Consider the following 23,763-nt stretch of genomic DNA (forward strand, 5'->3'; position numbering starts at 1 on the left):
CCATGGCCATCTCCATTAACAAGAAGCGTACGAACAAGAGCAAGGCTGCTGCCCGCAGCCGCCGCCAGCTTCGTATCCGCAAGCGCATTGCCGGTACGGCTGCCCGCCCCCGCCTGGTGGTCAACCGCTCCGCACGCCACGTATTTGTCCAGGTTGTCGATGACAGCATTGGCCAGACCGTAGCAAGCGCGTCCACCCTGGAAGCCGACCTCCGTGCATTCGACGGTGACAAGACTGCCAAGGCCAAGCGCGTCGGCGAGCTCGTTGCCGAACGTGCCAAGGCTGCCGGCGTCGAGGCTGTCGTGTTCGACCGTGGTGGTAACAAGTACCACGGCCGGATTGCCGCCGTCGCCGACGGTGCACGCGAAGGTGGGCTGTCACTGTGACCGAAGCAAACAAGGAAAAGGACACTGTGTCTGCAGATCAGAAGGCTCCCGAAGCCGCAGCTGCTGAGACCACTGCCCCCGCTGCCGAGGACCGCCGTGGTGGCGCCCGTCGCGGCGAGCGTGGCGACCGCGGCCAGGGCCGCGGCGACCGCGGTGGCCGTGGCGGCCGCGACGGTGGCCGTGAAGCCGAAAAGAACCAGTTCGTAGAGCGCGTTGTCACCATCAACCGCGTTTCCAAGGTCGTCAAGGGTGGTCGTCGCTTCAGCTTCACCGCACTCGTCGTCGTTGGTGACGGTAACGGCATGGTCGGCGTGGGCTACGGCAAGGCCAAGGAAGTTCCCGCTGCTATCGCCAAGGGCGTTGAAGAGGCCAAGAAGTCCTTCTTCCGCGTCCCCCGCGTTGGCAACACCATCCCGCACCGCGTTCAGGGTGAAGCCGCTGCCGGCGTCGTAATGCTGCGTCCGGCTTCCGCCGGTACCGGTGTTATCGCCGGTGGTCCGGTCCGTGCAGTACTGGAGTGCGTGGGCATCCACGACATCCTCTCCAAGTCGCTCGGTTCCTCCAACGCCATCAACATCGTGCACGCGACCGTTGATGCCCTGAAGCGCCTCGAAGAGCCGGCATCCGTGGCAGCACGCCGCGGCCTGCCGCTGGACGAGATCGCTCCGCCGGCACTGGTGAAGGCCCTCCTGGCTCCGAAGGCAGGTGTTTAGTCATGGCTAAGAACCTGGTCCCCTCCGACGCTCAGTTGGAAATCACTCAGATCAAGTCCGCCATTGGCGGCAAGCAGAACCAGCGCGACACCCTGCGGTCCCTCGGCCTGAAGCGGATCGGACACACCGTTGTCCGCACCGCCGACGCCGTGACCGTTGGAATGCTCAACACGGTTCCGCACCTGGTAAAGGTAGAGGAGGCGAAGTAAATGGCAGAGAACACTGCTGATAAGGCACAGGCTGCTGAGAAGCAGAACGCCCTGAAGGTTCACCACCTGCGTCCCGCTCCGGGTGCCAAGACCGCCAAGACCCGTGTTGGTCGTGGTGAGGCATCCAAGGGTAAGACCGCCGGCCGCGGTACCAAGGGTACTGCTGCCCGCTACCAGGTGAAGGCTGGCTTTGCCGGCGGCCAGCTGCCGCTGCACATGCGCCTGCCGAAGCTGCGCGGCTTCAAGAACCCGTTCCGGGTTGAGTTCCAGGTTGTAAACCTGGACAAGCTCAACGAGCTGTTCCCGGAAGGTGGCGCAGTCACCGTGGAGAACCTGGTCGAAAAGGGTGCCGTTCGCAAGAACCAGCCCGTCAAGGTGCTGGGCACCGGCGACATCACCGTCAAGGTTGACGTCACTGCCCACGCATTCTCGGCCAGCGCCGCTGAAAAGATCGCTGCAGCAGGCGGAAGCACCACCGCCCTGTAAGGGACGGCGCCAGCTGTTGAACTCCCGGTATCCGCGGGCTTCGGCCCCGGATACCGGGAGTTTTTCACATCCGCCGGGCGACTAATTCCCGCCATCCGGCGCACGCGGGCAGGGACGGATTGTTCGCATGGCGCATCCAACCGTTAGACTCGGTTGTCGGGATTTATCACATTCCGTCACCCCACCCTTATTGACACCACAGGAGGACGCTTGCTTAGCGCATTTGGCCGGGCCTTTCGCACGCCTGATCTGCGACGCAAGTTGTTGTTCACGCTGGGAATCATCACCATCTTCCGCTTGGGTGCTTTCATTCCCTCGCCAGGTGTGAACTACCAGAATGTCCAGCAATGCTTGCAGAACGGTCAGACGGCCGGCGGGCTGTACCAGCTCGTTAACCTCTTCAGCGGCGGTGCGTTGCTCCAGGTGTCGATCTTCGCCCTGGGCATCATGCCCTACATCACGGCCAGCATTATCGTGCAGCTGCTCCGGGTGGTCATTCCCCGGTTCCAGGAGCTCTACGACGAGGGAGCGTCGGGCCAGTCCAAGCTGACCCAGTACACCCGCTACCTCACCATTGCGCTCGGCCTGCTGAACGCGACCACCCTGGTGTCCCTGGCCCGCTCCGGGCAGCTGCTTCCCGGCTGCCAGCTGCCGATCATTCCGAACAGCAGCATCATCACCACGATCCTGATCATCATCACCCTCACGGCCGGAACCGGCCTGATCATGTGGATGGGCGAACTCGTCACCGAGAAGGGCGTGGGCAACGGCATGTCGCTGCTCATCTTCACGTCCATCGCGGCCCAGTTCCCCACCTCGCTGGGTGCCATCTGGACCTCGCAGGGACCGGGAACGTTCTTCCTCGTCCTGGTGGTGGGCCTGCTGACCGTGGCGCTCGTGGTCTTCGTGGAACAGTCGCAGCGGCGCGTTCCGGTGCAGTACGCAAAGCGGATGATTGGCCGGCGTACCGTGGGCGGCACCAGCACCTACATTCCCATCAAGGTGAACATGGCCGGTGTCATTCCGGTGATCTTCGCTTCCTCCATGCTCTACATTCCCGGGTTGATCGCGCAGTTCAACCAGCCCCGGAATGGTGAGCCCATGCAGCCGTGGGTTGAGTGGATCAACAACAACCTGACCCGCGGTGACCACCCGATCTATATGGCGGTTTACTTCGTCCTGATCGTGTTCTTCACCTACTTCTACGTCGCGATTACCTTCAACCCTGAAGAAGTCTCAGACAACATGAAGAAGTACGGCGGCTTCATTCCAGGTATCCGCGCCGGCAGGCCGACCGCTGATTACCTGCAGTACGTGCTCTCACGGATCACCCTCCCCGGCGCCCTGTACCTGGGCTTCGTGGCGCTGATCCCGCTGGTGGCACTGGTGCTGATCAACGCAAACCAGAACTTCCCGTTCGGTGGCACCTCGATCCTGATCATGGTGGGCGTTGGCCTGGAGACCGTCAAGCAGATTGATGCGCAGCTACAACAACGTCACTACGAAGGGCTTTTGCGATGACGAGAATGCTGATTATTGGACCTCCCGGTTCCGGAAAAGGAACGCAGGCGGAGCGGATCTCAGAACGCCTCGGCGTTGTGGCCATCTCCACCGGCGACATCTTCCGGGCCAACGTGAAGGGCGAAACCCCGCTCGGCGTCGAGGCAAAGAAGTACATGGACAACGGTGACTTCGTCCCGGACAGCGTGACAAACAAGATGGTCCGCGACCGGCTGAACGAAACCGACGTCGAGAACGGCTTCCTGCTGGACGGCTACCCGCGCACCACCGCGCAGGTGGACTACCTTGACGAGATCCTCGCCGACGGCGACGAGAAGCTCGACGTGGTGCTCCAGCTGACCGCCGACGATGAAGAACTGGTGCACCGCCTCCTGGGCCGGGCCAAGGAAACGGGCCGGAGCGACGACAACGAAGCCGTCATCCGCCACCGCCTGGACCTGTACCACGAGCAGACTGAAGCCGTGGTGGCGAAGTACGCCGAGCGCGGTATCCTCACCCAGGTCGACGGGATCGGTCCCATCGACGAAGTAACCAACCGCGTGATGCAGGCCATCAAGGCCGCTCAGGCAGCCTGACCTCAGGCGCCCGGTTTATCGAGGCTCCTCCCGGAATCCGGGAGGAGCCTCAGCCATTTGAAAGGAAGCACCATGGCCTTCGGCCAGCCCCGCATCGAATACAAGAACAACGCCCAGATGCGCACCATGCACGAGGCCGGCCTGGTGCTCAGCCGTGCACTGGACGCCGCCGTTGCCGCCGCCGTGCCGGGTGTTACCACCAAGCACCTGGATGACGTCTTCGCCGCCGTCCTGAACGACGCGGGCGCCAAGTCCAACTTCCTGGGCTACCACGGCTTCCCGGCCACCATCTGCACGTCCGTCAACGAGGAAGTGGTGCACGGCATCCCGGGCAGCAGGGTCCTGCAGGACGGCGACATCATCTCGATCGACGGCGGCGCGATCGTCGATGGCTGGCACTCCGATTCCGCCCGCACCGTGATTGTGGGAACGGCGGATCCCGAGGACCAGCGGCTCTCCGACGTTACGCAGGCAGCCATGTGGCGGGGAATCGCAGCCCTGGCCACCGGCAAGCACGTGGGTGACATCGGCGCCGCCATCGATGACTACGTCTCCTCCGTCCCCGGAAGGCCGCTGGGCATCCTGGAGGACTACGTGGGCCACGGCATTGGCTCCGAAATGCACATGGCCCCTGACGTCCTGAACTACCGCACCAACCACCGCGGCCCCAAGATCAGGCCCGGCCTCTGCCTCGCCATCGAGCCCATGCTGGTCCGCGGCGGCATCGAGACCGCTGTCCTGGAGGACGACTGGACCGTGGTGACCACCGACGGGAAGCGTTCCTGCCAGTGGGAGCACTCCGTGGCCGTCCACGAAAAAGGCATCTGGGTGCTGTCGGCGCCCGACGGCGGCGCGGAGCACCTGGTGCCCCTCGGCGTCACCCCGGTGCCGATCCCGTAAGGGACGCGCACGTTCGCCTGCGACACGCAAAAGCCCTGGCGACCCCTGGATGCAGGGGTCGCCAGGGCTTTTACGCGTCGAATGCCCCGCTATGACTTCAGCTTGGGTTTCACGTCCCGGTCGTAGATGGACTGCAGCGTGTTCTTCAGGTCGGTCATGGTCGACTTGACGTCGCCCTGCTGGGTCAGGATCTTCGCCGCTGCCTTGGCCATCTCCTGGTCGGCGCCGGGGAGGAAGACGCGCGCGTTGTCCTGGACCTTCGTGACCGCCAGCTGGTCCATGGCCGTCTTGATCTGCGGTGTCTTGGCCAGGACGGCTGCCATGTCCGCTGACTTGCGGGTGGGCATGTAACCGGTGGCTGCCGAGAACTCGGCCGTGCTTTCCGGCTGGGTGACGAAGTCCAGGAACATCCCGGCGGCAAGCTGTTCTTCCTTGGTGATGCCGCTGGGAATGCCGAGCCCTGCGCCGCCGGTGGGGCACACGTTGGACTGCGCCTTCGGTCCGCCCGGCAGGAAGCCCACGCCCACGTTGAACTTGGCGGACTTCAGGATCCCCAGCAGTGAACCCGTGGAAGAGATGGTGGTGGAGGTCAACCCGGCCGAGAAGTCATCGGCGGCCTCCTTGGACGAGACACCGGCCCACTTGTCCTTGTAGATCGAATCCTGCGCCCACTGCAGCGCAGCCACGGAATCAGTGGAGTCGCAGGTGATATCCCATTCCTTGGACCAGCCGCCGCCCCAGCCCCACAGCATGTTCTGCAGCGTCCACCCCGCGTATCCGGCCAGGGCCGGATAGATGTACGCGTACTGGGCGCCGGAACTGGCCTTCAGCTTGGGCGCCCAGCCGGCGAACTCGTCCCAGGTCTTCGGTGCCCGGTCCGGAAGCCCAGCCGCCGCGAAGTGGTCCTTGTTGTAGTAGAACAGCGGTGTCGACCGGCCGTAGGGGAGGGCCCACTGCTTGCCGTCGTACTTGTAGTCGTTGACCAGTGACTGCTGGAAGTCGTCCATCTTCATGTCGAGCTTCTTGGTCAGGCTGTCCACGGGGATGATGCTGCCGTTGGTGTAGTAGCGGAACCACCAGACGTCGGAGAGCACCACGACGCCGGGCAGGCCGGACTTGGCCGCCTGCGCGGTCTGGAACTTCTGCGCGATTTCCTCATAGTTGGCGCCCGCGGTGACCAGGTTGACTGTGATGTCGGGGTTCTTGGCGTGGAATTTGTCGATCAGGCTTTTCTCCACGTCCTGCGACTGCCCGGGGTGGCTGGACCAGAAGTCGATCTTGGCCGCCGGCTTCACGCCGTTGAAGTCGATCTCGGCGGCCTGGGAGGTCGCCTGGCCCCCGCCGCTCGTTGAAGGGCCGCCGCATGCGGCCAGTGCGGCCGCAGAGGCGGTTACCCCTGCCAGGCCCAGGAAGTGCCTCCGGTCCAGGTGTGTCATGACGGTTCCTTTCGGTTGTTGCCAGTGGAAGGTCGGAATGTACTGCGAGTTGTGAAGTACGACGGCGGCCGGCGGCTTAGCCGGTCACGCTGCCCTGGGTGAGGCCCGCGACGATGTAGCGCTGCAGGGCGGCGAAGATAATCAGGATCGGCACGATGACCAGGACGGCCCCGGCCATGAGGACACCCCAGCCGGCGGCGTTGCTTTCGTTGTTCTGCAGCAGGGTGAGGCCCACGGGCAGGGTCATGGTTTCCGGCCGGTCCGTGATGATGAGCGGCCAGATGTAGTCGTTCCATTCGGTCACGATGGTCACCAGTGCCACGGTGGCGATGGACGGGACGGAGACCGGGACCACGATCTGCCACAACCGGCGCCAATGCCCGGCACCATCCACTTCCGCCGATTCGAGGATGGACGCCGGGAGCGTCCGGAAGTGCTGGCGCAGCAGGAAGGTTCCGAATGCGGTGCCCAGGCCCGGGAGGATGATGCCCCACAGCGTGTTCTTTCCGCCGATACCCGCAATCAGGATGAAGTTGGGCAGGATGGACACCTGCGGCGGCACCATGAGGGCCACCAGGATCAGCACGAAAATGAAATTCCGGAACGGGAAGCGGACAAAGACCAGGGCATACGCCGTCAGGATCGCCAGCAGCACCTTGATGGTGGCCCCGGACAGGGTGACGATGGTGCTGTTCAGGAAGAACTGTCCAAAGGGCACCGTGGTCATGGCGGTCCGGTAGTTCTCCAGGTTCAGGCTTTCCGGAAGGATCTTCAGGTCTGTCGTGACGATTTCGCCGGACTGTTTGAAGGAGCTCAGCACCATCCACAGCAGCGGCAGGAACACCACCAGGGTGGCGACGAGCAGCGGCAGGTAGCCGCCCATCACGGTCCGGACCAGGTTCCGGCGGGAGAACGGGTGGTCGCGTCGTAGGGCCGGTTCCGGTGCGGCGGTGGTTGCGGCGGGGTCCGGATTCACCGGGGACAGGGAGGTCACGAGTAGTGCACCTTTCGTTCAACGAACCGCAGCTGAAGCACGGTGATCACCAGGAGGATGGCGAACAGGACCACGGAAATGGCCGCCGAGTAGCCGGCCCTGTTGTAGGCGCCGAAGGCCTGGAGGTAGGCCTCGTAGATCAAGGTGCTGGTGCCCGTGCCCAGCGGCGTCATGATCCGGATCAGGTCGAAGGCCTGCAGGGAACTGAGCATTGTGGTGATCAGGAGGAAGAACGTGGTGGGGGACAGCAGCGGCAGCGAAATGCTGACGAAGCGGCGGAACCCGTTGGCGCCGTCGAGCGACGCCGCTTCCATGACCTCCTGCGGAAGCGACTGCAGCCCGGCGAGATACACCACCGCGCAGTAGCCCAGGTTCTTCCAGACGTACACCAGGATCACCATGACCAGCGAGAGCTGGGGATCGTTGATCCACTGCGGGCTCTGCTGGCCGAGGCCCCGCAGCAGCCATGCCAGGACGCCGTAGCCGGGGTCGAAAATGAACAGCCACACCAGGCCCACACCGACCCCGGAGAGCACGTACGGTGCGAAGACGGCGGAGCGGGCGAACGTGGTGCCGCGGACTTTCGCGTTGAGCGCCAGCGCCACCAGCAACCCCAGGATCATCGAACCGCCCACGGTCACCAGCGTGAAGACAGCGGTGGTGCCCAGCACCTTGGGCGCGTCGTTGCTGTTGAAGAAGGTGGCGTAGTTGGCCAGGCCCACCACGGTTGCGGTGGGCGAGCCGAGGGTCCAGTCCAGCGTGGAGTAGTAGATATTGCTGAACAGCGGACGGTAGGTGAAGACGGCGATGAGCACAAGGTTCGGCAACGCCATGGCGAGGAAAACGAAGAAGTCGCGGCGCGTCCTTGCGGTCCACCGCCGCTTGGGTACCTTCCCGTCCTGGCCCGGCGGCCGTTTGGGTTTGACGGAAGGATGCGGGGCGAGTTGACGGGTCATGCGTGTCTCTCCCGGGTTGGGAGCCTGCTCGTGGCCGGCCCTGGCTGGATCTAGGGACTACTACACCAGACCGTCAGAGGGCTGAAACCCGCATATGCCCTTGCCAGGGGACTGTTATCCAAGGCTTCGTCGCCCGTTAACGCTGTGTTGGATGCAGTCTCGCACAAAGTTCGCTGCTGCGGCAGGGGCACGCCCGGCTGAGGGGAGAATAGGGGCATGGGAACCATTACCGACGTCCCGGGCATCCGCGTGGGCCACGTCCAGAAAGACACCGACGGCTGGCTCAGCGGGGTGACGGTGGTCCTGCCGCCGCCGGGCACCACGGGTTCGGTGGACGTCCAGGGCGGTGGCCCGGCCACCCACGAAACGGATGCCCTGGACCCCACCACGCTGGTCAGCGCCGTGGACGCCGTGGTCCTCACGGGCGGAAGCGCGTACGGGCTCGCGTCCGCTGCAGGCGCCCAGCGCTGGTGCGAGGAGAACGGCCGCGGCTTTGCCGTGCCCGGGGGAGTGGTGCCGATCGTCCCCGCCGCCGCCATCTTCGACCTGGGCCGGGGCGGCGACTTCTCCGCACGCCCGACGCCGGACATGGGCTACGCTGCAGCCGCCGCCGCGGCGGCATCCAAGGAAGGGCGCGACGTCGGACGCGGCAACGTCGGCGCAGGCACCGGCGCGCTCATCGGCAGGGGACAGTTCAAAGGGGGCGTAGGCACAGCCTCGATCACCCTTGGGAACGGGGTGGTGGTCGGAGCGCTGGCCATCGTCAACGCACTCGGACTTCCGTTTGAGCCAACATTGCAGTTCTTCGTGGAGAACACTGATCCGCCGCCCTTCAACACCACCCTTGTCGTGGTGGCCACCAACGCCGTTCTTGATGTGGCCGAATGTCAAAGGACGGCCGCTGCTTCGCACGCCGGTATTGCCCGGGCCTTGAATCCTTCTCACACGCTTGCTGATGGGGATACCGTTTTTTGTTTGTCTACGCAGGCAGTCGCACTCGACCGCTCCGACGACGCTGCCCGGCAGGTCAGCCTCATCACGCTCCAAAGCGCGGCAGCCGACGTCGTACGTCTGGCGATCCTGGACGGCGTTGCCAGCGCGGAAGGCATCAGCACCCCTGCCGGCGAATATGGTGCATACCGCACCGCGTAGGCTACTATGGCCGATTTAACTTTTACCGCCCAACAGGGTAGTGTTGTTTGTTGGTTGTCTGGACTGCCACGCCCTTTTGGGCCTGGGGAAGGCAATCGATCCAACAAAAACGTTCGTGGTCATGCCCGGTGCAATCCGGCGGGGCTGCGGCAACAACAGTTAGCGGAGGGTATGGCCAAGAAGGACGGGGTCATTGAGATCGAAGGCGTTGTGACCGAGGCGCTGCCTAATGCGATGTTTCGCGTTGAGCTCACCAACAAGCACATCGTCCTGGCACACATCTCTGGAAAGATGCGTCAGCACTACATCCGAATCCTCCCCGAGGACCGCGTAGTGGTGGAGCTGAGCCCGTACGACCTCACCCGTGGTCGTATCGTCTACCGCTACAAGTAAATTGCTGGGCGGCGTCAGCGCACGCTGATTGCTGCTCCAGTTGACCACACTGCTACACGCAAAGGAATGCCATGAAGGTCAAGCCGAGCGTCAAGCAGATCTGCGAAAAGTGCAAAGTGATCCGCCGTAATGGCCGGGTCATGGTGATCTGCGAGAACCCGCGCCACAAGCAGCGCCAGGGCTAATTTCCTTCCCTGAAGGAAATCCTGGGTTGCTAACCCACGCAAGTAAATAAAGGCAGCACAAGCTGATCTGGGACGTATGGAGCCCGGACAGCTAACCCCCGGTCGGAGGCTGGGGCCGCACGGAACGTGCGGGTGTACTGCCTACGACCTCCGGTTTATCAAGGAGTACTGCCACTATGGCTCGTCTCGCTGGCGTAGACATTCCCCGCGAAAAGCGGCTGGAAATTGCGCTTACTTACATCTACGGCGTGGGCAAGACCCGTGCACACGAAACCCTGGCTGCCACGGGCATCAGCGCTGACGTTCGCGTCAAGGACCTGACTGACGCCCAGCTGGTTGAGCTGCGTGACTACATTGAAGGCAACTACAAGGTTGAGGGTGACCTTCGCCGCGAAGTGGCAGCAGATATCCGCCGCAAGGTGGAAATCGGCAGCTACGAAGGCCTGCGCCACCGCAAGGGCCTGCCCGTACGCGGTCAGCGTACGAAGACCAACGCACGTACCCGCAAGGGCCCGAAGCGTACCGTCGCCGGCAAGAAGAAGGCCCGTTAAAATCCCCGCCCGGGATTTACGGACTTTCCCCAATAACTTTCTGTAGGAGAAAAAATGCCCCCGAAGACTCGTGGCGCGGTTCGCAAGCCGCGTAAGAAGGACAAGAAGAATATCGCGCTTGGCCAGGCGCACATCAAGAGCACCTTTAACAACACCATCGTTTCCATCACGGATCCCACCGGTGCTGTTATCTCCTGGGCTTCCTCGGGTGAGGTTGGCTTCAAGGGCTCGCGCAAGTCCACCCCGTTCGCTGCCCAGATGGCTGCTGAAGCCGCTGCCAAGCGTGCGCAGGAGCACGGCATGCGCAAGGTAGACGTATTCGTCAAGGGCCCGGGTTCCGGACGCGAGACCGCAATCCGTTCGCTGCAGGCCGCTGGCCTCGAGGTTGGCTCCATCCAGGACGTCACCCCCGCAGCCCACAACGGCTGCCGCCCGCCGAAGCGCCGCCGCGTCTAATTCTTTCCGCAGCAGGAGCTTGCCCGGACCAGTGATGGTCCGGGCAAGCCCAGCGCGTTAAGTCTTCAGACCGAATTTCCACCACCTGTGTTGCGTCATATAGCGGATGCTCGCCGAAAGGAAACCTAAGTGCTCATTGCACAGCGCCCCACCCTCTCCGAAGAGGTCGTGTCCGAAAACCGTTCGCGTTTCGTCATTGAACCGCTGGAACCGGGCTTCGGCTACACCCTCGGAAACTCCCTCCGCCGTACCCTGCTCTCCTCCATCCCCGGTGCTGCCGTAACCAGCATCCGGATCGATGGTGTGCTGCACGAGTTCACCACGGTTCCGGGTGTCAAGGAAGATGTCACCGAGATCATCCTGAACATCAAGAACCTGTCGGTTTCCTCCGAGCACGACGAGCCTGTCGTGGCTTACCTGCGCAAGCAGGGCCCCGGAGTCGTCACCGCCGCGGACATCGCTCCGCCGGCCGGCGTCGAATTCCACAACCCGGATCTGCACATCGCCACGCTGAACTCGAAGGGCAAGTTCGAACTCGAACTGACCATCGAGCGCGGCCGCGGCTACGTTTCGGCAGCTCAGAACAAGTCCGGCGACGCAGAGATCGGCCGCATCCCGGTCGACTCCATCTACTCGCCGGTGCTGAAGGTTACTTTCCGCGTGGAAGCAACCCGTGTTGAGCAGCGCACCGACTTCGACAAGCTGATTGTCGACGTCGAGACCAAGCAGGCCATCGCCCCGCGCGATGCCGTTGCTTCCGCAGGCACCACCCTGGTGGAACTGTTCGGTCTGGCCCGTGAGCTGAACACCGCAGCTGAAGGTATCGAGATCGGCCCGTCGCCCACCGACGCTGCCCTGGCAGCCGACATGGCACTGCCGATCGAGGATCTGGACCTCACCGTCCGTTCCTACAACTGCCTCAAGCGTGAGGGCATCCACACCGTGGGTGAACTCGTTGCACGCTCCGAGGCTGACCTGATGGACATCCGCAACTTCGGTGCGAAGTCCATTGACGAGGTCAAGGCAAAGCTGGTTGAACTGGGCCTGTCCCTCAAGGATTCGCCTCCCGGTTTTGACCTCGCAGCACGCGCCGCAGCAATCGAAGAGGACGACGCCGCCTTCGGCGACGACGAACTCTAAACCAGACCTTGGCCGGCGGGCAGCACCATGGAGTGCGGCCTACGGCTTCCACATGAGGAGAAACAATTATGCCTACCCCCACTAAGGGTCCGCGCCTCGGAGGCGGCCCGGCTCACGAGCGCCTCATGCTCGCGAACCTGGCAGCATCCCTGTTCGAGCACAAGCGGATCACCACCACGGTGACCAAGGCCAAGCGCCTGAAGCCGTATGCAGAGCGCCTGGTCACCTTCGCCAAGCGTGGCGACCTCGCTTCCCGCCGCCGCGTTCTCGGCCTGATCAGCAACAAGGGCGTCGTCCACGAGCTGTTCACCGACATCGCCCAGGCCGTGGAGAACCGCGACGGCGGCTACACCCGCATCACCAAGATCGGCAACCGCAAGGGCGACAACGCCCCCATGGCTGTCATCGAACTGGTCCTCGAGCCGGTTTCCGCCAAGCAGGCCGTCGTAGCCGAGGCTACGCAGGCTGCTGCCAAGGCTGCTCCGGCCGCCGAGGAAGCTCCTGTTGAAGAGGCTCCGGCCGCTGAGGAAGCTGCTGCAACCGAAGAGGCACCTGCTGCTGAAGAAGCTGCAACCGAAGAGGCTCCGGCCGCTGAGGAAGCTGCCGACGCTCCGGCTGCCGAGGAGAAGGAAGCGAAGTAATTCGCTGACCGGCTTCTTATAGACTTAGGTCTGTGAACCACCAAAAACCCGCGGCCCCCGTTCCAGGGGGCGGCGGGTTTTTGCGTATCCGGCTCGATCTTTCCTACGACGGCGGCCCGTTCAGCGGGTGGGCACTGCAGCCTGGCCTGCGCACCGTCCAGGGCGTCCTGGAAGAGGCGATCGCCCTCCTGGTCCGCCGCCAGGTCCGGGTCACCGTCGCCGGCCGCACCGACGCCGGTGTACATGCCCGCGGCCAGGTGGTCCACCTGGACCTCACCGAAGCCGAGTGGCAGGCAATGCCGCGCGGGCACGAACTTGATCCCGCCGTCGCCATGCTGCGGAGGCTCCGCGGTGGGCTGAACCGGGCGCTCGGGGACCTGCCCGGCGCCGTGGAGATCCATGCTGCCTCGCTGGCTCCCGAGGGCTTTGACGCCCGGTTCTCCGCCCTTTGGCGCCGGTACAGCTACCGGATTGCGGATGGACCGGCGCTGTGGGACCCGCTGGAGCGGTACTTCACGCTGTGGCACAAGAACGCGCTGGACGTCGACCTCCTCAACAAGGGCGCCTCGCAGCTGCTGGGCCTGCAGAACTTCCTGTCTTTCTGCAAGCCCCGCGAGGGCGCCACCACCGTCCGGGAACTGCAGCGCTTCGAGTTCCGGCGCGGCGAGGACGGCGCCATCGTGGCCACCGTCCAGGCGGATGCCTTCTGCCACAACATGGTGCGGGCCCTGATCGGGTCGGCGCTGTACGTGGGTGAGGGGACCGTGCCCCCGGGCTGGCTGTACGAGCGGCTCCTGCTGCAGAAGCGGGACGCGAAATCGGTGCTTGCCGCGCCGCACCCCTTGGTGCTGGAGGAAGTGGCCTACCCGTCAGACAGCGAGCTGCTGGCCCGCGCGGAGCAGACCCGGGCACTGCGGGTGCACCAGCCCCCATCGATTGCTCCGTAACTGCCGTTTTCAGGCGTCAAAACGGCATCTACCCAGCAGCCGATGAACTAGAACGCCGGCGGGGGACCTTCTGCAGGCAGGATCACCGTGAAGGTACTGCCCTGGCCCGCTCCGCTCTCGCACTGGATGCTGCCCCCATGCCGCTCCACGATCATCCGCGTGATGGAAAGCCCGAGCCCTGCACCCGGAATGGCGGCCTTCTGCGCTGATTCCGTCCGGAAGAAGCGGTTGAACACCCGGGCCGCGTCCTCCTCTGTCATGCCCATCCCGGTGTCCCGGACGCTGAGGCGGACCCATTGCCGGTCCGCCGTGGCACTGATGCTGACCTGGCCGCCGTCGGGGGAGTACTTGATGGCGTTGGAGACCAGGTTGTCCAGCACCTGGCCGATGCGGAGCGGATCCGCGTAGGCCCACAGCGGCGAGGGGACGTCGGCGGCGATCTCCACGTGGGAGCGCTGAGCCGAGGCCTGGGCGGAGCTGATGCTGGTCTCCACGAGGCTGGCCAGGTCCGTCCGCTTGGGATGGACGTTCAGCGAAGTGGAGGCAGAGGCCGTCAGGTCGGCCACCAGGTCCAGCAGCCGTTCGGCGTTGCGCTGGACCACCGCGAGGCGCTGGGCCACGCGCGGCGGAAGGCCGTCAGCTTCGTCCAGCACCAGGTCCACGTTGCCGAGGATCGAGTTCAGCGGGTTCTTGAATTCGTGCGACACGTTGGACACCAGTTCCTGGTTCGCCGCCAGGGACTCCACCCAGCCGGTGACGTCGGTGTAGACCACCACGGCGCCGGTGAGGCGTCCGTCCTCGCTGACCAGGGGGCGGGCCGCCGTGGAGACGGCACGCTGGTCCGGCCCTTCACCGGCCCACACCAGGTAGTCGGCGAAGGACTCGCCTGCCCTGGCCCGGTTGATGGGCCGGCGGTCCTGCGGAAGCAGGGTGCGGCGGTCCTGCCCGAAGATCAGCTGGTGGCCCTGGCCGGGGAGGGCGTCGTCCGCGCCGGTGGCGCGGCGGAAGTTGCGCTGGCGGCTGTTGGACACCAGGAAGTGTCCGGAGCGGTCGACGGCGGCAATCCCCACATCGGTGGCGTCCAGGACCGTCTCCAGCAGCTTTTCCCGTTCCCTGCTCGCTGCCAGCAGGTCCCGGAGTTCGCGGTCCTTGTCCGCCAGTTCGGCCTGCTGCTGGCGCAGGCTCACACTGGCGAAACGGATGGCCAGCGACACCGCAAGCATCATCACGGGGAAGAGGACGGCGCTGGTGATGTCCGAGGCCTTGAGGGCCGGGAAGTGTGCCACTGCGGTGGGAAGCATGATCAGGAGCGGCCCAACGAAGCTGAGGACCAGGCTGCTGCGGGCCAGCATCCCGGAGGCCGAAAGCCAGATGACCGGGAAGATGACGAGCACCGCCAGGCCCGGCAGGAGGGGTGCTGCGCCGTTGCGCAGGAAGCCGATGGCGGCGAAATCCAGCACCGGGATGAGCAGGTACGGGCGGTGCGCCAGCCGCTCCCACGGGACCAGGAAGCAGCCGAGGAACAGTATCCCGTGGAGGACGATCCCCGCCACGTACAGGGGGCTGTCCAGCAGGGAGGGCCAGGCGAACGGCGTGGCCGCCGTGATCGCAGCCACGATCACGGTGAGGGGGAGTTGGCACAGCGCCACCTGGGCGCGGGTGCCCAGCCGGCGGAAGATGCGGCCGGGTCCCCGGTGGAACAACGGCTCAGCCATGGTTCTGACTCGTACCCCTTTACACGTGGAAAGCGGGCGCGCCAAGGTGCATTGATTTCCCCCCAGTTACCTTGGCATCCGCCCTTTCCGCTGGATAATGCACATGTCTTGTCATAATAATTGACTTTTCAATTTTCGGTGCTGATTCGGATGTCATCAGCCCGGCTTACTAGTAGCGTATAAATGGTTGGAGCGGGAATGGCATTGGCGCTGGGCCAATGGGGGGCCATCTCCGCCTGGCGCAGGGATAGCAATGGACGATCTTGGTGTAGCTGTAGTAATCGAAGACGATGCGGATGTGCGCAACCTTCTCGAAGGCGTGCTCACCCAGGCTGGCTTCGAAGTGCATACGGCTGTTGATGGACGGGCCGGGGTTGAAGTGGTCCGCAGCAAGCAGGCCAACGTTGTCACGCTCGACATCGGCCTGCCCGACATTGACGGGTTTGAGGTTCTCCGCCGGATCCGGAATTTCAGTAATGCCTACGTGGTGATGCTGACCGGCCGGACCGAGGAACCGGACCTGCTGAGTGCTTTGAATGCAGGGGCGGACGACTACATCGCCAAACCTTTCCGGCCCCGGGAACTCCGGGCGCGGGTGGCGGCGATGATGCGGCGGCCCCGGCATGAAGTGACAGGGCAGAAGCCGGCGCAGTGGGGGGAGGCGGCTACTCCCGCCCCGGTGGAGCCCGGGGTGCTGCAGCATAACGGCCTGCTGCTGAACCACCGGACGCGCACGGTTGAAATCAAAGGCGAGCCGCTGGGCCTGACGCGCAGCGAGTTCGACCTGCTCCATGTGCTGTTGAAGGGCGGCGGTGCCGTGTGTACCAGGGCTGACCTGGTCCGGGCCGTACGGGGCGATTTCTACGACCGGGACACGTATATCAGTGAGGCGGACGAGCGGGCCGTCGAGGTGCATGTGGGCAACCTGCGCCGCAAGCTCAAGGAAGACCAGTTGGCGCCGCGCTGGCTGCAGACGGTGCGCGGGGTGGGCTACCGGCTGGCGCCGCGGCGGCCGGACGATGCCTGACTGCTAGCCGTTCTCCAGGATGTAGGTGGACTGCAGTTCCGATACGGTGCGGGCCCCGTCCAGGGCCACACCAGCCATCAGGGCCTGGCCCTGGACGAAGTCGCCCCGCCGGATCAGGCCTTCCAGGAGTTCGGCGAGCCTGGCGAGCCGTACCCCGCCCACCATCGCGGAGCTGATCTTGAGGCTGATCACCGCGTCCAGGGCTGAGGCCTCATCCTGGCTTTCCACCGCGGATCCGAGCCGGGCCAGCCGCAGGTCCCACATGGCGGCGTAGTCCCGGGCGAAGCGCTGGGCCAGGCCCGATCCAGCCAGTTCGTCTTCGAGTTCTTCCAGGACTGCGGCATCAATCAACGGCAAGAGAGCGGCTGCTTCCAGTGAGGGGGCCGAGCCGGCAGGCGGAACGGACGCGGCGGGCGACGCGACCCCGGACAGCGGGGAGTCCGCAGCGGGGCTCTTTCCGCCGGAACCGGGATCGGGACTTTTCATTGTTCAAGGCTACTTCCTGGAAATCCTTCGGTGTCCTATTTCTTCTCATTCTGTGTAAACCTTGAGGCAACCTTGCCGCCGTACTGAGTATCCTTACTGGCCGCTGAAGGTCACCACTGTATTGATGACGGCCGGTCCCAGAATGGCAATGAAGAGGACCGGAAAGATAAAGAACAGCAGCGGGAAAAGGATCATGACGGGCAGTTTCATGGCCTTTTCCTCGGCCCGCTGGCGCCGCTTGACCCGCATCACCTTGGCCTGGACGCGCAGGACCCGGCTGATGGCGATCCCGTAGGTGTCGGCCTGCACCACGGCCTGCACAAAGCTGCGCAGTTCAGGGATGTTGGTTCTCTCGGCGAGGGCGATGTAGGACTCCCGGCGGCTGCGCCCCACCTGCATGTCCTGCAGGGTTCGGACCAGTTCTTCCGCGAGCGGTCCCTTGCCGTTCTCTCCGGCCCGGGCCATGGCGCCCTCGAAGCCCAACCCGGCTTCCACGGAGATGAGCATCTGGTCCAGCGTGTTGGCCAGTTCCAGCTGCATGGCCTTTTGCCGTTCCTGGCCCTTGCTGTAGAGGAGGAGGTCAGGGATGAAGTAGCCGAGGACCAGGACAAAGAGTCCGGCGAGCTTCATCAGCGGGGAGCTTCCGATCGAGGTGAGGTACAGGCCAATGGCCACACCTGCCAGGCCAATACCCAGTTTTGACCCTAGGACCTTGCCCAGCGGCATGGAGGCGGGCCGGCCGGCGAGGGCAAGCAGCCGGTCGAGGAAAGCGACGTAGGCCGGGGGAGTCAGCCGCCTGCCGATGCCTTCCAGCAGGCCCGGCTTGGATGCCGGTGCGGCGGCAACGGGCGGCGCGCCGCGGGAGAGCAGGTCGGAGACGGCTGCACGGCCCTGCTTGTCCACGGTGAGGATGGACCAGGCCAGCGCCGCAACAGGGGCGCAGACCAGCAGAACGGACAGGAGGACGATCAGGTTCATCGGGGCCTCAGAACTTCAGGTCGATGATCTTGCGCATCCACAGCGCGCCAATGGTCATCAGGACAAACGAGGCCCCAATCATCACCCAGCCCAGGGGATGGGTGAACATCGAGTTCATGTAGCTGGGGCTCACGGCCAGCAGCATGGCCACGATGCCGAACGGCATGGCGATAAGGATGTAGGCCGAGAACTTGCCTTCCGCCGCCAAAGCCTTGATGTGGCCTTTGATTTCGGCGCGCTCGCGGATGGTCTCGTTGACCTGGTCCAGTACCTCCGCCAGGTTGCCGCCCACTTCCCGGTTGATCTGGATGGCCTGCGAGATCCAGACGAAGTCCTCGTTCTTCATCCGGTCGGCGGTGTCGTTTAGGGCGGCCAGCAGGTCACGGCCCAGGCTGGTCTCGGTGATCACCCGCCGCATCTCCTCCGACGTCGGTTTCTGCGATTCAGTTGCGGCGGCGTCGATGGCACGCAGGATGCTGTGCCCGGCCCGGAGGCCGCCGGATAGCAGCTGCAGGGTGTCGCCGAGCTGGCTGTCGAAGGCGGCACGCCGCTTGCCGGCCAGGAAGCCGAGGACGAGTTTGCCCACGAAGGGCGCCAGCAGGGCGAGGAGCAGCCCCACCACGGGACCGACGGTCACCAGGCCCACGAGCATGCCCACGCACGCGCCGATTCCCACCAGGAGGGAGAATTCCGCCTGGCTGAGGCGGAGGCCGGCGTTCTCCAGTTCGGCGCGGGAGAAGAGCTTGACGGTTCGCCCGGCGAGAAGGCGCTCCAAGGAGCGGACCCCCGACGTTGCCAGGCGGGAAATGGAGGACGGCGGCTCGGGCTCAAATGGACGACGGCGGTCCAGCGGCACTGAGGGGGCGCTTGGCAGGAGCACGGCCACGCCGAGCAGGCAGATGGCTGCCAGCAGGATGACGCTTCCGATGGCGATGATCATGGCCGCGTCCCTACTTGGTGCCCGGAGACAGCGGCCCGGCGAATACGGCCGGGGAGACGTGGATGCCCAGGTCCTCGAACCGGTCGATGAACCGGGGCCGGATGCCCGTGGCCACCGGCCTGCCCAGGAACCGGCCCTGGGCGTCCACACCGGCGGAGTAGTCGAAGACGAAGGCGTCCTGAAGGGTCACGATGTCGCCTTCCATGCCCTGGACCTCGGTGACGTGGGTGATGCGCCGCGAGCCGTCGCGGAGCCGGGAGATCTGGACGATGAGGTTCACGGCGGAGGCGATCTGTTCGCGGATGGCGCGCAGCGGCAGGTCCATGCCGGCCATCAGCACCAGGGTTTCCAGTCGGGCCACCGCATCGCGGGGTGAGTTGGAGTGCACCGTGGAGAGGGAGCCGTCGTGGCCGGTGTTCATGGCCTGCAGCATGTCCAGCGATTCGCCGCCGCGGACCTCACCCACCACGATGCGGTCCGGGCGCATGCGGAGGGAGTTGCGGAGAAGTTCGCGGATGGTGACCTCGCCCTTGCCTTCGGTGTTGGGCGGGCGGCTCTCCAGCCGGACCACGTGTTCCTGCTGGATCTGCAGTTCCACGGCGTCCTCGATGGTGACGATGCGTTCATCGTGCGGAAGGAACGAGGACAGGACATTCAGGAGGGTGGTCTTGCCCGTGCCGGTACCGCCCGAAACGATGATGTTCAGCTTCGCCTTGACACAGGCGTTGAGCAGTTCGGCCATCTCGGGGGTGAGCGTTCCGAAGTCGATCAGGTTGCGGACCGTGAGCGGCGTCTTGCTGAATTTACGGATGGTCAGGGAGGAGCCGCCCACGGCCAGCGGCGGGATGACGGCGTTGACGCGCGAACCGTCCTCGAGGCGGGCGTCCACCAGGGGCGAGGACTCGTCGATGCGGCGGCCGACTTTGGATACGATCCGCTCGATGACCTTGCGCAGGTGTTCCTCTGAGCTGAAACGGGACTCGGTGAGGGTGAGTTTGCCCTTGCGCTCGACATAGATCTGGTCCATCCGGTTCACCATGATTTCGGTGACGGCGGGATCGTCCAGCAGTCGCTGGAGGGGGCCGTAGCCCAGCACGTCGTCGGCAACGTCGCGGACCAGGCGGGTGCGCTCCTCCGGGGTCAGCGGCACCTGCTCCGCGTCGATGATGCGGGTGAGTTCCTCCTTGGCGGTGCTCCGCAGTTCCTGTTCGCTCACGGCGGCGTCGTTGAAGCGGGTGCCCATCCGCTCGAAAAGGGCCGTGGCCGCCCTGTCCTTCATGGCTGCGAAGACGTCCACCCTTGGTGAGCTGGGCACCTGCGCTGTGCCGGCGTCATGCGTTGAATGCACGACGGCGGCATGCGCGGGAAGGTGCCGTTCCGCACTGTCCGCCGGGGCTGGCGAAGCTGCGGCGCGGGGCGGTTCCAGCAGCGCAGTGCCCGCGCCGGCAGCCTGGTTGCGGTCCTGGACCGCGTTGATGCGTTCGGAGAGTTTCATCAGATAACCACCCTTCGGTGAAGCTTCCGCTGAGTCTGTGTGCGCCAGGCCGGGTTGAAGCGCTCCACCAGCTGGCGGAGGCTCTTGACGGCGGGGTCTTTCTTCGATTCCTGCAGGACGGGGATGCCGCGGTTGGTGGACAGGGCCACGGCGCGGGAGCGGGGGACGCTGACGTCCACGGGTGCGCCGATGGTGGATTCGACGTCCTGGACGTTGAGGCCTGCTTTCGCGTCCGCCATGTTGAGGACCACGTGGCGGGATTCGGGCATGATCTCCAGCTGGCGGAGGACTTCCAGGCCGGAGCGGAGTCCGCGCAGGCTGGGGATGTCCATGGCGCTGACCCACACCACATCCGTGCACTGCTCCATGGCCGCAAGGCCGATTTCGGGCATGCCCGGGGCAGTGTCGATTACCACGTACTGGAACTCCTGGGCGAGCTGTTCGAGCAGCCGGCTTACCTGGTCCGGGGTGATGTGGTCTGCGTCCACGGGGTTGGGCGGGGCGCAGAGGGCGTAGATGCCGGCGGGGTGCACCGTGAGGAAGGCCTTGAGGACCAGCGAGTCCTGGGCGGCGGCGGGGGTGACGGCGTCCGTGACGGTGTGTTCGGGGTTGAGGTACAGGCCCGAGGCGACGTCGCCGAACTGCAGGTCAAGGTCTACGATGACCACGCTCATGGGTGCGATCTGGCCCAGGCCGATGGCGATGTTGGTGGCCAGGGTGGTTTTGCCCACGCCGCCCTTGGGGGAGAAGACGCCGATGACCAGTCCCTTGCCGTTCGCCTCCGCGTGCTGTGATTCGGGGCCCCGGTGTCGGGTGGCGAAAGACTGGCAGGCGCGCTCCAGCAGCACCCGGATTTCGGCGGCGTCCGCCTGCGGGCTGAGGATGTCGCGGATGCCGGCGCGCATGGCGTGCAGGAGGAACTCCGGCTGCACGTCGCTGACCAGGACCAGGCTGAGACCTGGGAGCTGGACGTCGGAGACCTTGGCGAACCGCAATGCCTCTTCGTAGGGGACGTCCGGGCCGATGATGAGGACCTCCGGCTGTTCCTGGTTGAGGAGGGCGAACAGTTCGGCCGGGCCTGCCGGGAGGATATCGCTCGCGATGGTCTGGACGGTGCCGCGCAGGCCGTGGGCGACGGCGGCGCGCAGCTTCTGGTCGAACTCGGTGCTGGGGGAGAGGAGGACGAAGCGGCTCACTTGTACACCGTGTCCTTCCTGGCAATGAAGCCGCCGTTGTCCTGGGCGTCGAGGGGTTCCTTGGTGAGCCAGAGGTCACCATTGTTGGAGGAGTAGATGATCTTGGTGGCGTCGATGTCATTCACAGCCACTGTCACCATGAAGGATCCCTGCGGGAGGGTGGTGTCCTGGGGGTTGGTGCCGTCGGTGGGCTTGGCGCTTGGTTGCGGGGCCCGCTGGACGGCGGTGACCAGGACCTTGCGGAGCGTGAGCTGCGTTGTCGCTTCACTTGTCTTGGCCTTGTCCGCGCCGCCGGCGAAGCTGAAGCCGAGGCCGACGTGGTCGCCGGCTTCAATCCGCCCGCCTACGACGCGCTTCGGTTCCAGCTCGAAGGTGACTTCCTGCATGCCTGCGGGCACTTTGACGCCGCCGGTGGTTTTGGCGTCCTGCGGGGCGACGAGGCGTTCGGCGAGGAGTTGTTCGCCGGGGACGAGGTCGACGGCTGCGACCTTTCCGGCCGCGTCGTCAAGATTTTTGAGAGCGCTCTTAGAGACAGCGGTGGCGGGAACCTGCTGTACACTCACTGAAGCCCGCACAATGTCAAGGGACGAACCTGCCGGAACGGCCTTAGTCACCACCAGTACGCCGGTGGGATCCATGTCCTTCATGGCGCGCTGATCGGCACCTTGGGCATAGGTGACGATGAGGACCGCTCCGATGATGGCCAGCACCACTGCTGATACACCGGCCAACATACGAGACTTCACTGACTGCTCCTGAACTTCCTGAATGGTCTAGTTGGCACTTCTAGCCGCCGAGGGCCACAACGGTGACCCCATCTGGATCAACCGGGCCCAGCGTGTAGCCACTTGCAAGCGACACGTACTGCACAAATGTCCCTATGATGCCCCGGCAAGGCTCCTTGCATTCCAAAGCGGCGGGTACGTCTGGGGATCTGTTGTGAAAGGTGTACGGAAGCCCGGTAGGCCCGAACTTCCAACCTGCCACCTTGAATGCGGCAAAAGTTTTGAGTCCATAGATCGCATTGGTTCCGGTACCCGTGACGGCATTGAAAATGGGCAACAGTACGATTACGTCCTTACCGGCTGTCATGTCGGCCGCCCATCCGTTGAGGGTCACTTCACAGTTGGGGGGCGGGTTGTTGCCGGTGTCGCCCCCCGCAGTGCTCTTTGTGATATCCACCAAGGCGCCGCAGGAATTGGCATCCTGTTTGAGTCCACCAAAGCCGCCTTCGACAAAGGCGCCCGCCGGACCGTAATTGCAGCTTGGGTTGGCGCCCGTGCCATGCATGCGGAGAAGCTGCATGACTCCGTATTGGCCGCGGACCTGGCAGATGGAGATCGTCAGGGGGAATACGGTGGTGCCTTTGGTTGGGCTACCCCAATTAACGGTGGAGGGAGCGTTAACCTCAGCTGTGTTAAAACCAAGGGTCCGGGCGAAGAAGAGCGAGACTTGGTTGGCACTGTGTCCGGCTTCCTGGGATGCGACCGAGACAGTCACCTTGCGGTTTGTCTTGTCCAACGCGATGGATTTGATATTGCTGAGTCCGTCGTTGGCATTTGTGTTGGCCAGGTTCGCCGCCAAAGATGAGGTGTTGGAGCAGTCTGTGTCGCTGGGATTCTTGGCACATTTTTGCGCGATGGCAAACGCAGCTGCATCGGCCCCGTTGCGGAGCTGCGTTCGCTCCGAGTACAACATTGCGACGTCGACAGCCATGGCACCGAAGCCAAGCAGGACAACCAGCATCGTGGCGACAATGACACTCACGGCGCCGCGCTCGCCGTCGCGTTTCCGGCTGGCTAGTTTCAGCCTCCGCATAGCATTGTTCCCTTGCCGGTCATCGTGAAGGGCCCCGCTATCCCAGTGAGGGTGGACAGGGAGTAGGTGATGGTGATCGTGGCTTGGGGACTGGTCCCGGCACTAACGGTTGAAGGGCAAGCTGCTCCGAAACTGATGTTGCTGTCCTGCAAAACCGGTTTCAAGGAAACCGCTGTGTTCTTCGCTGCTGACCGCGCCGTTGTTTGATTGCCGGTCACGGCCATTACCCGCACGCCTTCACGGGCAGCTGCTGAAAGCTCAGCCTGGGCGTTGTAAACCCGGCTGAACTCCATGATGCCCAGCAACAACATGACGAGGACAGGCACCACAATCGCGAACTCGACAGCGGCGGCGCCGCGCTCGGATTCTTGGGACATGGAGGTGCCTTTCAATCATTCGGGCAGTAGGAAAAGGTGGCGACGGCCCTTGCCGCCGCCACCTCATACTCATCGGCGCAAAAGTTCCCT

The 23,763-nt window shown here is 64.4% G+C and carries 28 protein-coding genes; 16 read left to right on the top strand and 12 right to left on the bottom strand.

Annotated features, from left to right (window positions below):
- The first annotated feature begins 2 nt into the window (after window positions 1-2).
- The 7 genes from rplR (at window position 3) to map (ending at window position 4,790) form a co-directional block, all read left to right on the top strand.
- The gene (rplR, locus tag PUN71_RS02555; protein WP_018769141.1) at window positions 3-386 is read left to right on the top strand and encodes a 50S ribosomal protein L18; all 384 of its coding nucleotides are present in this window, start codon (window positions 3-5) and stop codon (window positions 384-386) included.
- A complete protein-coding gene (gene rpsE / locus PUN71_RS02560; protein WP_043454622.1) occupies window positions 383-1,099 on the top strand; it encodes a 30S ribosomal protein S5 in 717 nt (238 codons plus the stop codon). Before rplR ends, rpsE begins: the two co-directional genes overlap by 4 nt.
- 2 nt (window positions 1,100-1,101) lie before the next feature.
- Window positions 1,102-1,308, top strand: coding sequence for a 50S ribosomal protein L30 (gene rpmD / locus PUN71_RS02565; protein WP_009358731.1), 207 nt, complete (start codon window positions 1,102-1,104; stop codon window positions 1,306-1,308).
- On the top strand, window positions 1,309-1,794 hold the full coding sequence (gene rplO, locus PUN71_RS02570; protein ID WP_013601817.1) for a 50S ribosomal protein L15: 486 nt from the start codon (window positions 1,309-1,311) through the stop codon (window positions 1,792-1,794).
- A 210-nt stretch (window positions 1,795-2,004) separates the two neighbouring features.
- Window positions 2,005-3,315 (top strand): preprotein translocase subunit SecY, encoded by a 1,311-nt coding sequence (secY, locus tag PUN71_RS02575; protein ID WP_043454625.1) that lies wholly within the window; start codon window positions 2,005-2,007, stop codon window positions 3,313-3,315.
- Window positions 3,316-3,320: 5 nt separating this feature from the next.
- A complete protein-coding gene (locus PUN71_RS02580; protein ID WP_277797238.1) occupies window positions 3,321-3,890 on the top strand; it encodes an adenylate kinase in 570 nt (189 codons plus the stop codon).
- Between the two features lie 72 nt (window positions 3,891-3,962).
- Window positions 3,963-4,790, top strand: a complete 828-nt coding sequence (gene map, locus PUN71_RS02585) for a type I methionyl aminopeptidase (protein WP_277797239.1) — start codon at window positions 3,963-3,965, stop codon at window positions 4,788-4,790.
- Between the two features lie 89 nt (window positions 4,791-4,879).
- Here the strand turns inward: map and PUN71_RS02590 are convergent, their stop codons facing one another.
- From PUN71_RS02590 to PUN71_RS02600, 3 genes are all read right to left on the bottom strand, one after another.
- Window positions 4,880-6,226 (bottom strand): ABC transporter substrate-binding protein, encoded by a 1,347-nt coding sequence (locus PUN71_RS02590; RefSeq protein ID WP_043454632.1) that lies wholly within the window; start codon window positions 6,224-6,226, stop codon window positions 4,880-4,882.
- Between the two features lie 76 nt (window positions 6,227-6,302).
- Window positions 6,303-7,220, bottom strand: coding sequence for a carbohydrate ABC transporter permease (locus tag PUN71_RS02595; RefSeq protein WP_277797240.1), 918 nt, complete (start codon window positions 7,218-7,220; stop codon window positions 6,303-6,305).
- A complete protein-coding gene (locus PUN71_RS02600; RefSeq protein WP_277797241.1) occupies window positions 7,217-8,176 on the bottom strand; it encodes a carbohydrate ABC transporter permease in 960 nt (319 codons plus the stop codon). The genes PUN71_RS02595 and PUN71_RS02600 overlap by 4 nt, the downstream gene beginning before the upstream one ends.
- Before the next feature lie 216 nt (window positions 8,177-8,392).
- On the opposite strand from PUN71_RS02600, the gene PUN71_RS02605 reads away from it, so the two are divergent.
- The 8 genes from PUN71_RS02605 (at window position 8,393) to PUN71_RS02640 (ending at window position 13,641) form a co-directional block, all read left to right on the top strand.
- Entirely contained in the window at window positions 8,393-9,328 is a 936-nt protein-coding gene (locus PUN71_RS02605) for a P1 family peptidase (protein ID WP_277797242.1), read from the top strand.
- 171 nt (window positions 9,329-9,499) lie between these two features.
- A complete protein-coding gene (gene infA / locus PUN71_RS02610; RefSeq protein WP_009358723.1) occupies window positions 9,500-9,721 on the top strand; it encodes a translation initiation factor IF-1 in 222 nt (73 codons plus the stop codon).
- 71 nt (window positions 9,722-9,792) lie between these two features.
- Window positions 9,793-9,906 (top strand): 50S ribosomal protein L36, encoded by a 114-nt coding sequence (gene rpmJ / locus PUN71_RS02615; protein WP_009358722.1) that lies wholly within the window; start codon window positions 9,793-9,795, stop codon window positions 9,904-9,906.
- A 176-nt stretch (window positions 9,907-10,082) separates the two neighbouring features.
- Entirely contained in the window at window positions 10,083-10,457 is a 375-nt protein-coding gene (gene rpsM / locus PUN71_RS02620; protein WP_003803743.1) for a 30S ribosomal protein S13, read from the top strand.
- A 54-nt stretch (window positions 10,458-10,511) separates the two neighbouring features.
- Complete coding sequence (rpsK, locus tag PUN71_RS02625) at window positions 10,512-10,913, top strand: 30S ribosomal protein S11 (protein WP_009358720.1); 402 nt, start codon at window positions 10,512-10,514, stop codon at window positions 10,911-10,913.
- A gap of 129 nt (window positions 10,914-11,042) precedes the next feature.
- On the top strand, window positions 11,043-12,053 hold the full coding sequence (locus tag PUN71_RS02630; protein ID WP_009358719.1) for a DNA-directed RNA polymerase subunit alpha: 1,011 nt from the start codon (window positions 11,043-11,045) through the stop codon (window positions 12,051-12,053).
- Between the two features lie 68 nt (window positions 12,054-12,121).
- Window positions 12,122-12,694: a 50S ribosomal protein L17 gene (rplQ, locus tag PUN71_RS02635; protein WP_277797243.1), complete on the top strand. Its 573-nt coding sequence runs from the start codon at window positions 12,122-12,124 to the stop codon at window positions 12,692-12,694.
- Window positions 12,695-12,726: 32 nt separating this feature from the next.
- Window positions 12,727-13,641 (top strand): tRNA pseudouridine synthase A, encoded by a 915-nt coding sequence (locus PUN71_RS02640; RefSeq protein ID WP_277797244.1) that lies wholly within the window; start codon window positions 12,727-12,729, stop codon window positions 13,639-13,641.
- Between the two features lie 47 nt (window positions 13,642-13,688).
- Here the strand turns inward: PUN71_RS02640 and PUN71_RS02645 are convergent, their stop codons facing one another.
- Window positions 13,689-15,356 (bottom strand): sensor histidine kinase, encoded by a 1,668-nt coding sequence (locus tag PUN71_RS02645; protein WP_277797245.1) that lies wholly within the window; start codon window positions 15,354-15,356, stop codon window positions 13,689-13,691.
- Between the two features lie 253 nt (window positions 15,357-15,609).
- Here PUN71_RS02645 and PUN71_RS02650 point away from each other — a divergent pair, with 253 nt between their 5' ends.
- Window positions 15,610-16,383 (top strand): response regulator transcription factor, encoded by a 774-nt coding sequence (locus PUN71_RS02650; protein WP_277797246.1) that lies wholly within the window; start codon window positions 15,610-15,612, stop codon window positions 16,381-16,383.
- A 3-nt stretch (window positions 16,384-16,386) separates the two neighbouring features.
- Here PUN71_RS02650 and PUN71_RS02655 read toward each other — a convergent pair whose 3' ends face one another.
- The 8 genes from PUN71_RS02655 to PUN71_RS02690 all read right to left on the bottom strand — a co-directional run bounded on the left by PUN71_RS02655 (window position 16,387) and on the right by PUN71_RS02690 (window position 23,673).
- The gene (locus PUN71_RS02655; protein WP_043454650.1) at window positions 16,387-16,869 is read right to left on the bottom strand and encodes an Hpt domain-containing protein; all 483 of its coding nucleotides are present in this window, start codon (window positions 16,867-16,869) and stop codon (window positions 16,387-16,389) included.
- A gap of 93 nt (window positions 16,870-16,962) precedes the next feature.
- Window positions 16,963-17,847, bottom strand: coding sequence for a type II secretion system F family protein (locus tag PUN71_RS02660; protein ID WP_277797247.1), 885 nt, complete (start codon window positions 17,845-17,847; stop codon window positions 16,963-16,965).
- A 7-nt stretch (window positions 17,848-17,854) separates the two neighbouring features.
- Window positions 17,855-18,787 carry a type II secretion system F family protein gene (locus PUN71_RS02665; RefSeq protein ID WP_277797248.1) on the bottom strand — a complete coding sequence of 311 codons (933 nt, stop codon included), beginning with the start codon at window positions 18,785-18,787 and terminating at the stop codon, window positions 17,855-17,857.
- Window positions 18,788-18,797: 10 nt separating this feature from the next.
- Window positions 18,798-20,282: a TadA family conjugal transfer-associated ATPase gene (locus PUN71_RS02670; RefSeq protein WP_277797249.1), complete on the bottom strand. Its 1,485-nt coding sequence runs from the start codon at window positions 20,280-20,282 to the stop codon at window positions 18,798-18,800.
- A complete protein-coding gene (locus tag PUN71_RS02675; RefSeq protein ID WP_277797250.1) occupies window positions 20,282-21,478 on the bottom strand; it encodes a CpaE/TadZ family protein in 1,197 nt (398 codons plus the stop codon). Before PUN71_RS02675 ends, PUN71_RS02670 begins: the two co-directional genes overlap by 1 nt.
- Complete coding sequence (cpaB, locus tag PUN71_RS02680) at window positions 21,475-22,224, bottom strand: Flp pilus assembly protein CpaB (protein WP_277797251.1); 750 nt, start codon at window positions 22,222-22,224, stop codon at window positions 21,475-21,477. Before cpaB ends, PUN71_RS02675 begins: the two co-directional genes overlap by 4 nt.
- A gap of 40 nt (window positions 22,225-22,264) precedes the next feature.
- Window positions 22,265-23,296 carry a pilus assembly protein TadG-related protein gene (locus tag PUN71_RS02685; RefSeq protein WP_277797252.1) on the bottom strand — a complete coding sequence of 344 codons (1,032 nt, stop codon included), beginning with the start codon at window positions 23,294-23,296 and terminating at the stop codon, window positions 22,265-22,267.
- Entirely contained in the window at window positions 23,284-23,673 is a 390-nt protein-coding gene (locus PUN71_RS02690; protein ID WP_277797253.1) for a TadE/TadG family type IV pilus assembly protein, read from the bottom strand. The genes PUN71_RS02685 and PUN71_RS02690 overlap by 13 nt, the downstream gene beginning before the upstream one ends.
- Between the last annotated feature and the right edge of the window lie 90 nt (window positions 23,674-23,763).

The sequence above is a fragment of the Arthrobacter sp. NQ7 genome (assembly GCF_029581595.2).
Taxonomy (GTDB): Bacteria; Actinomycetota; Actinomycetes; order Actinomycetales; family Micrococcaceae; genus Arthrobacter; species Arthrobacter phenanthrenivorans_B.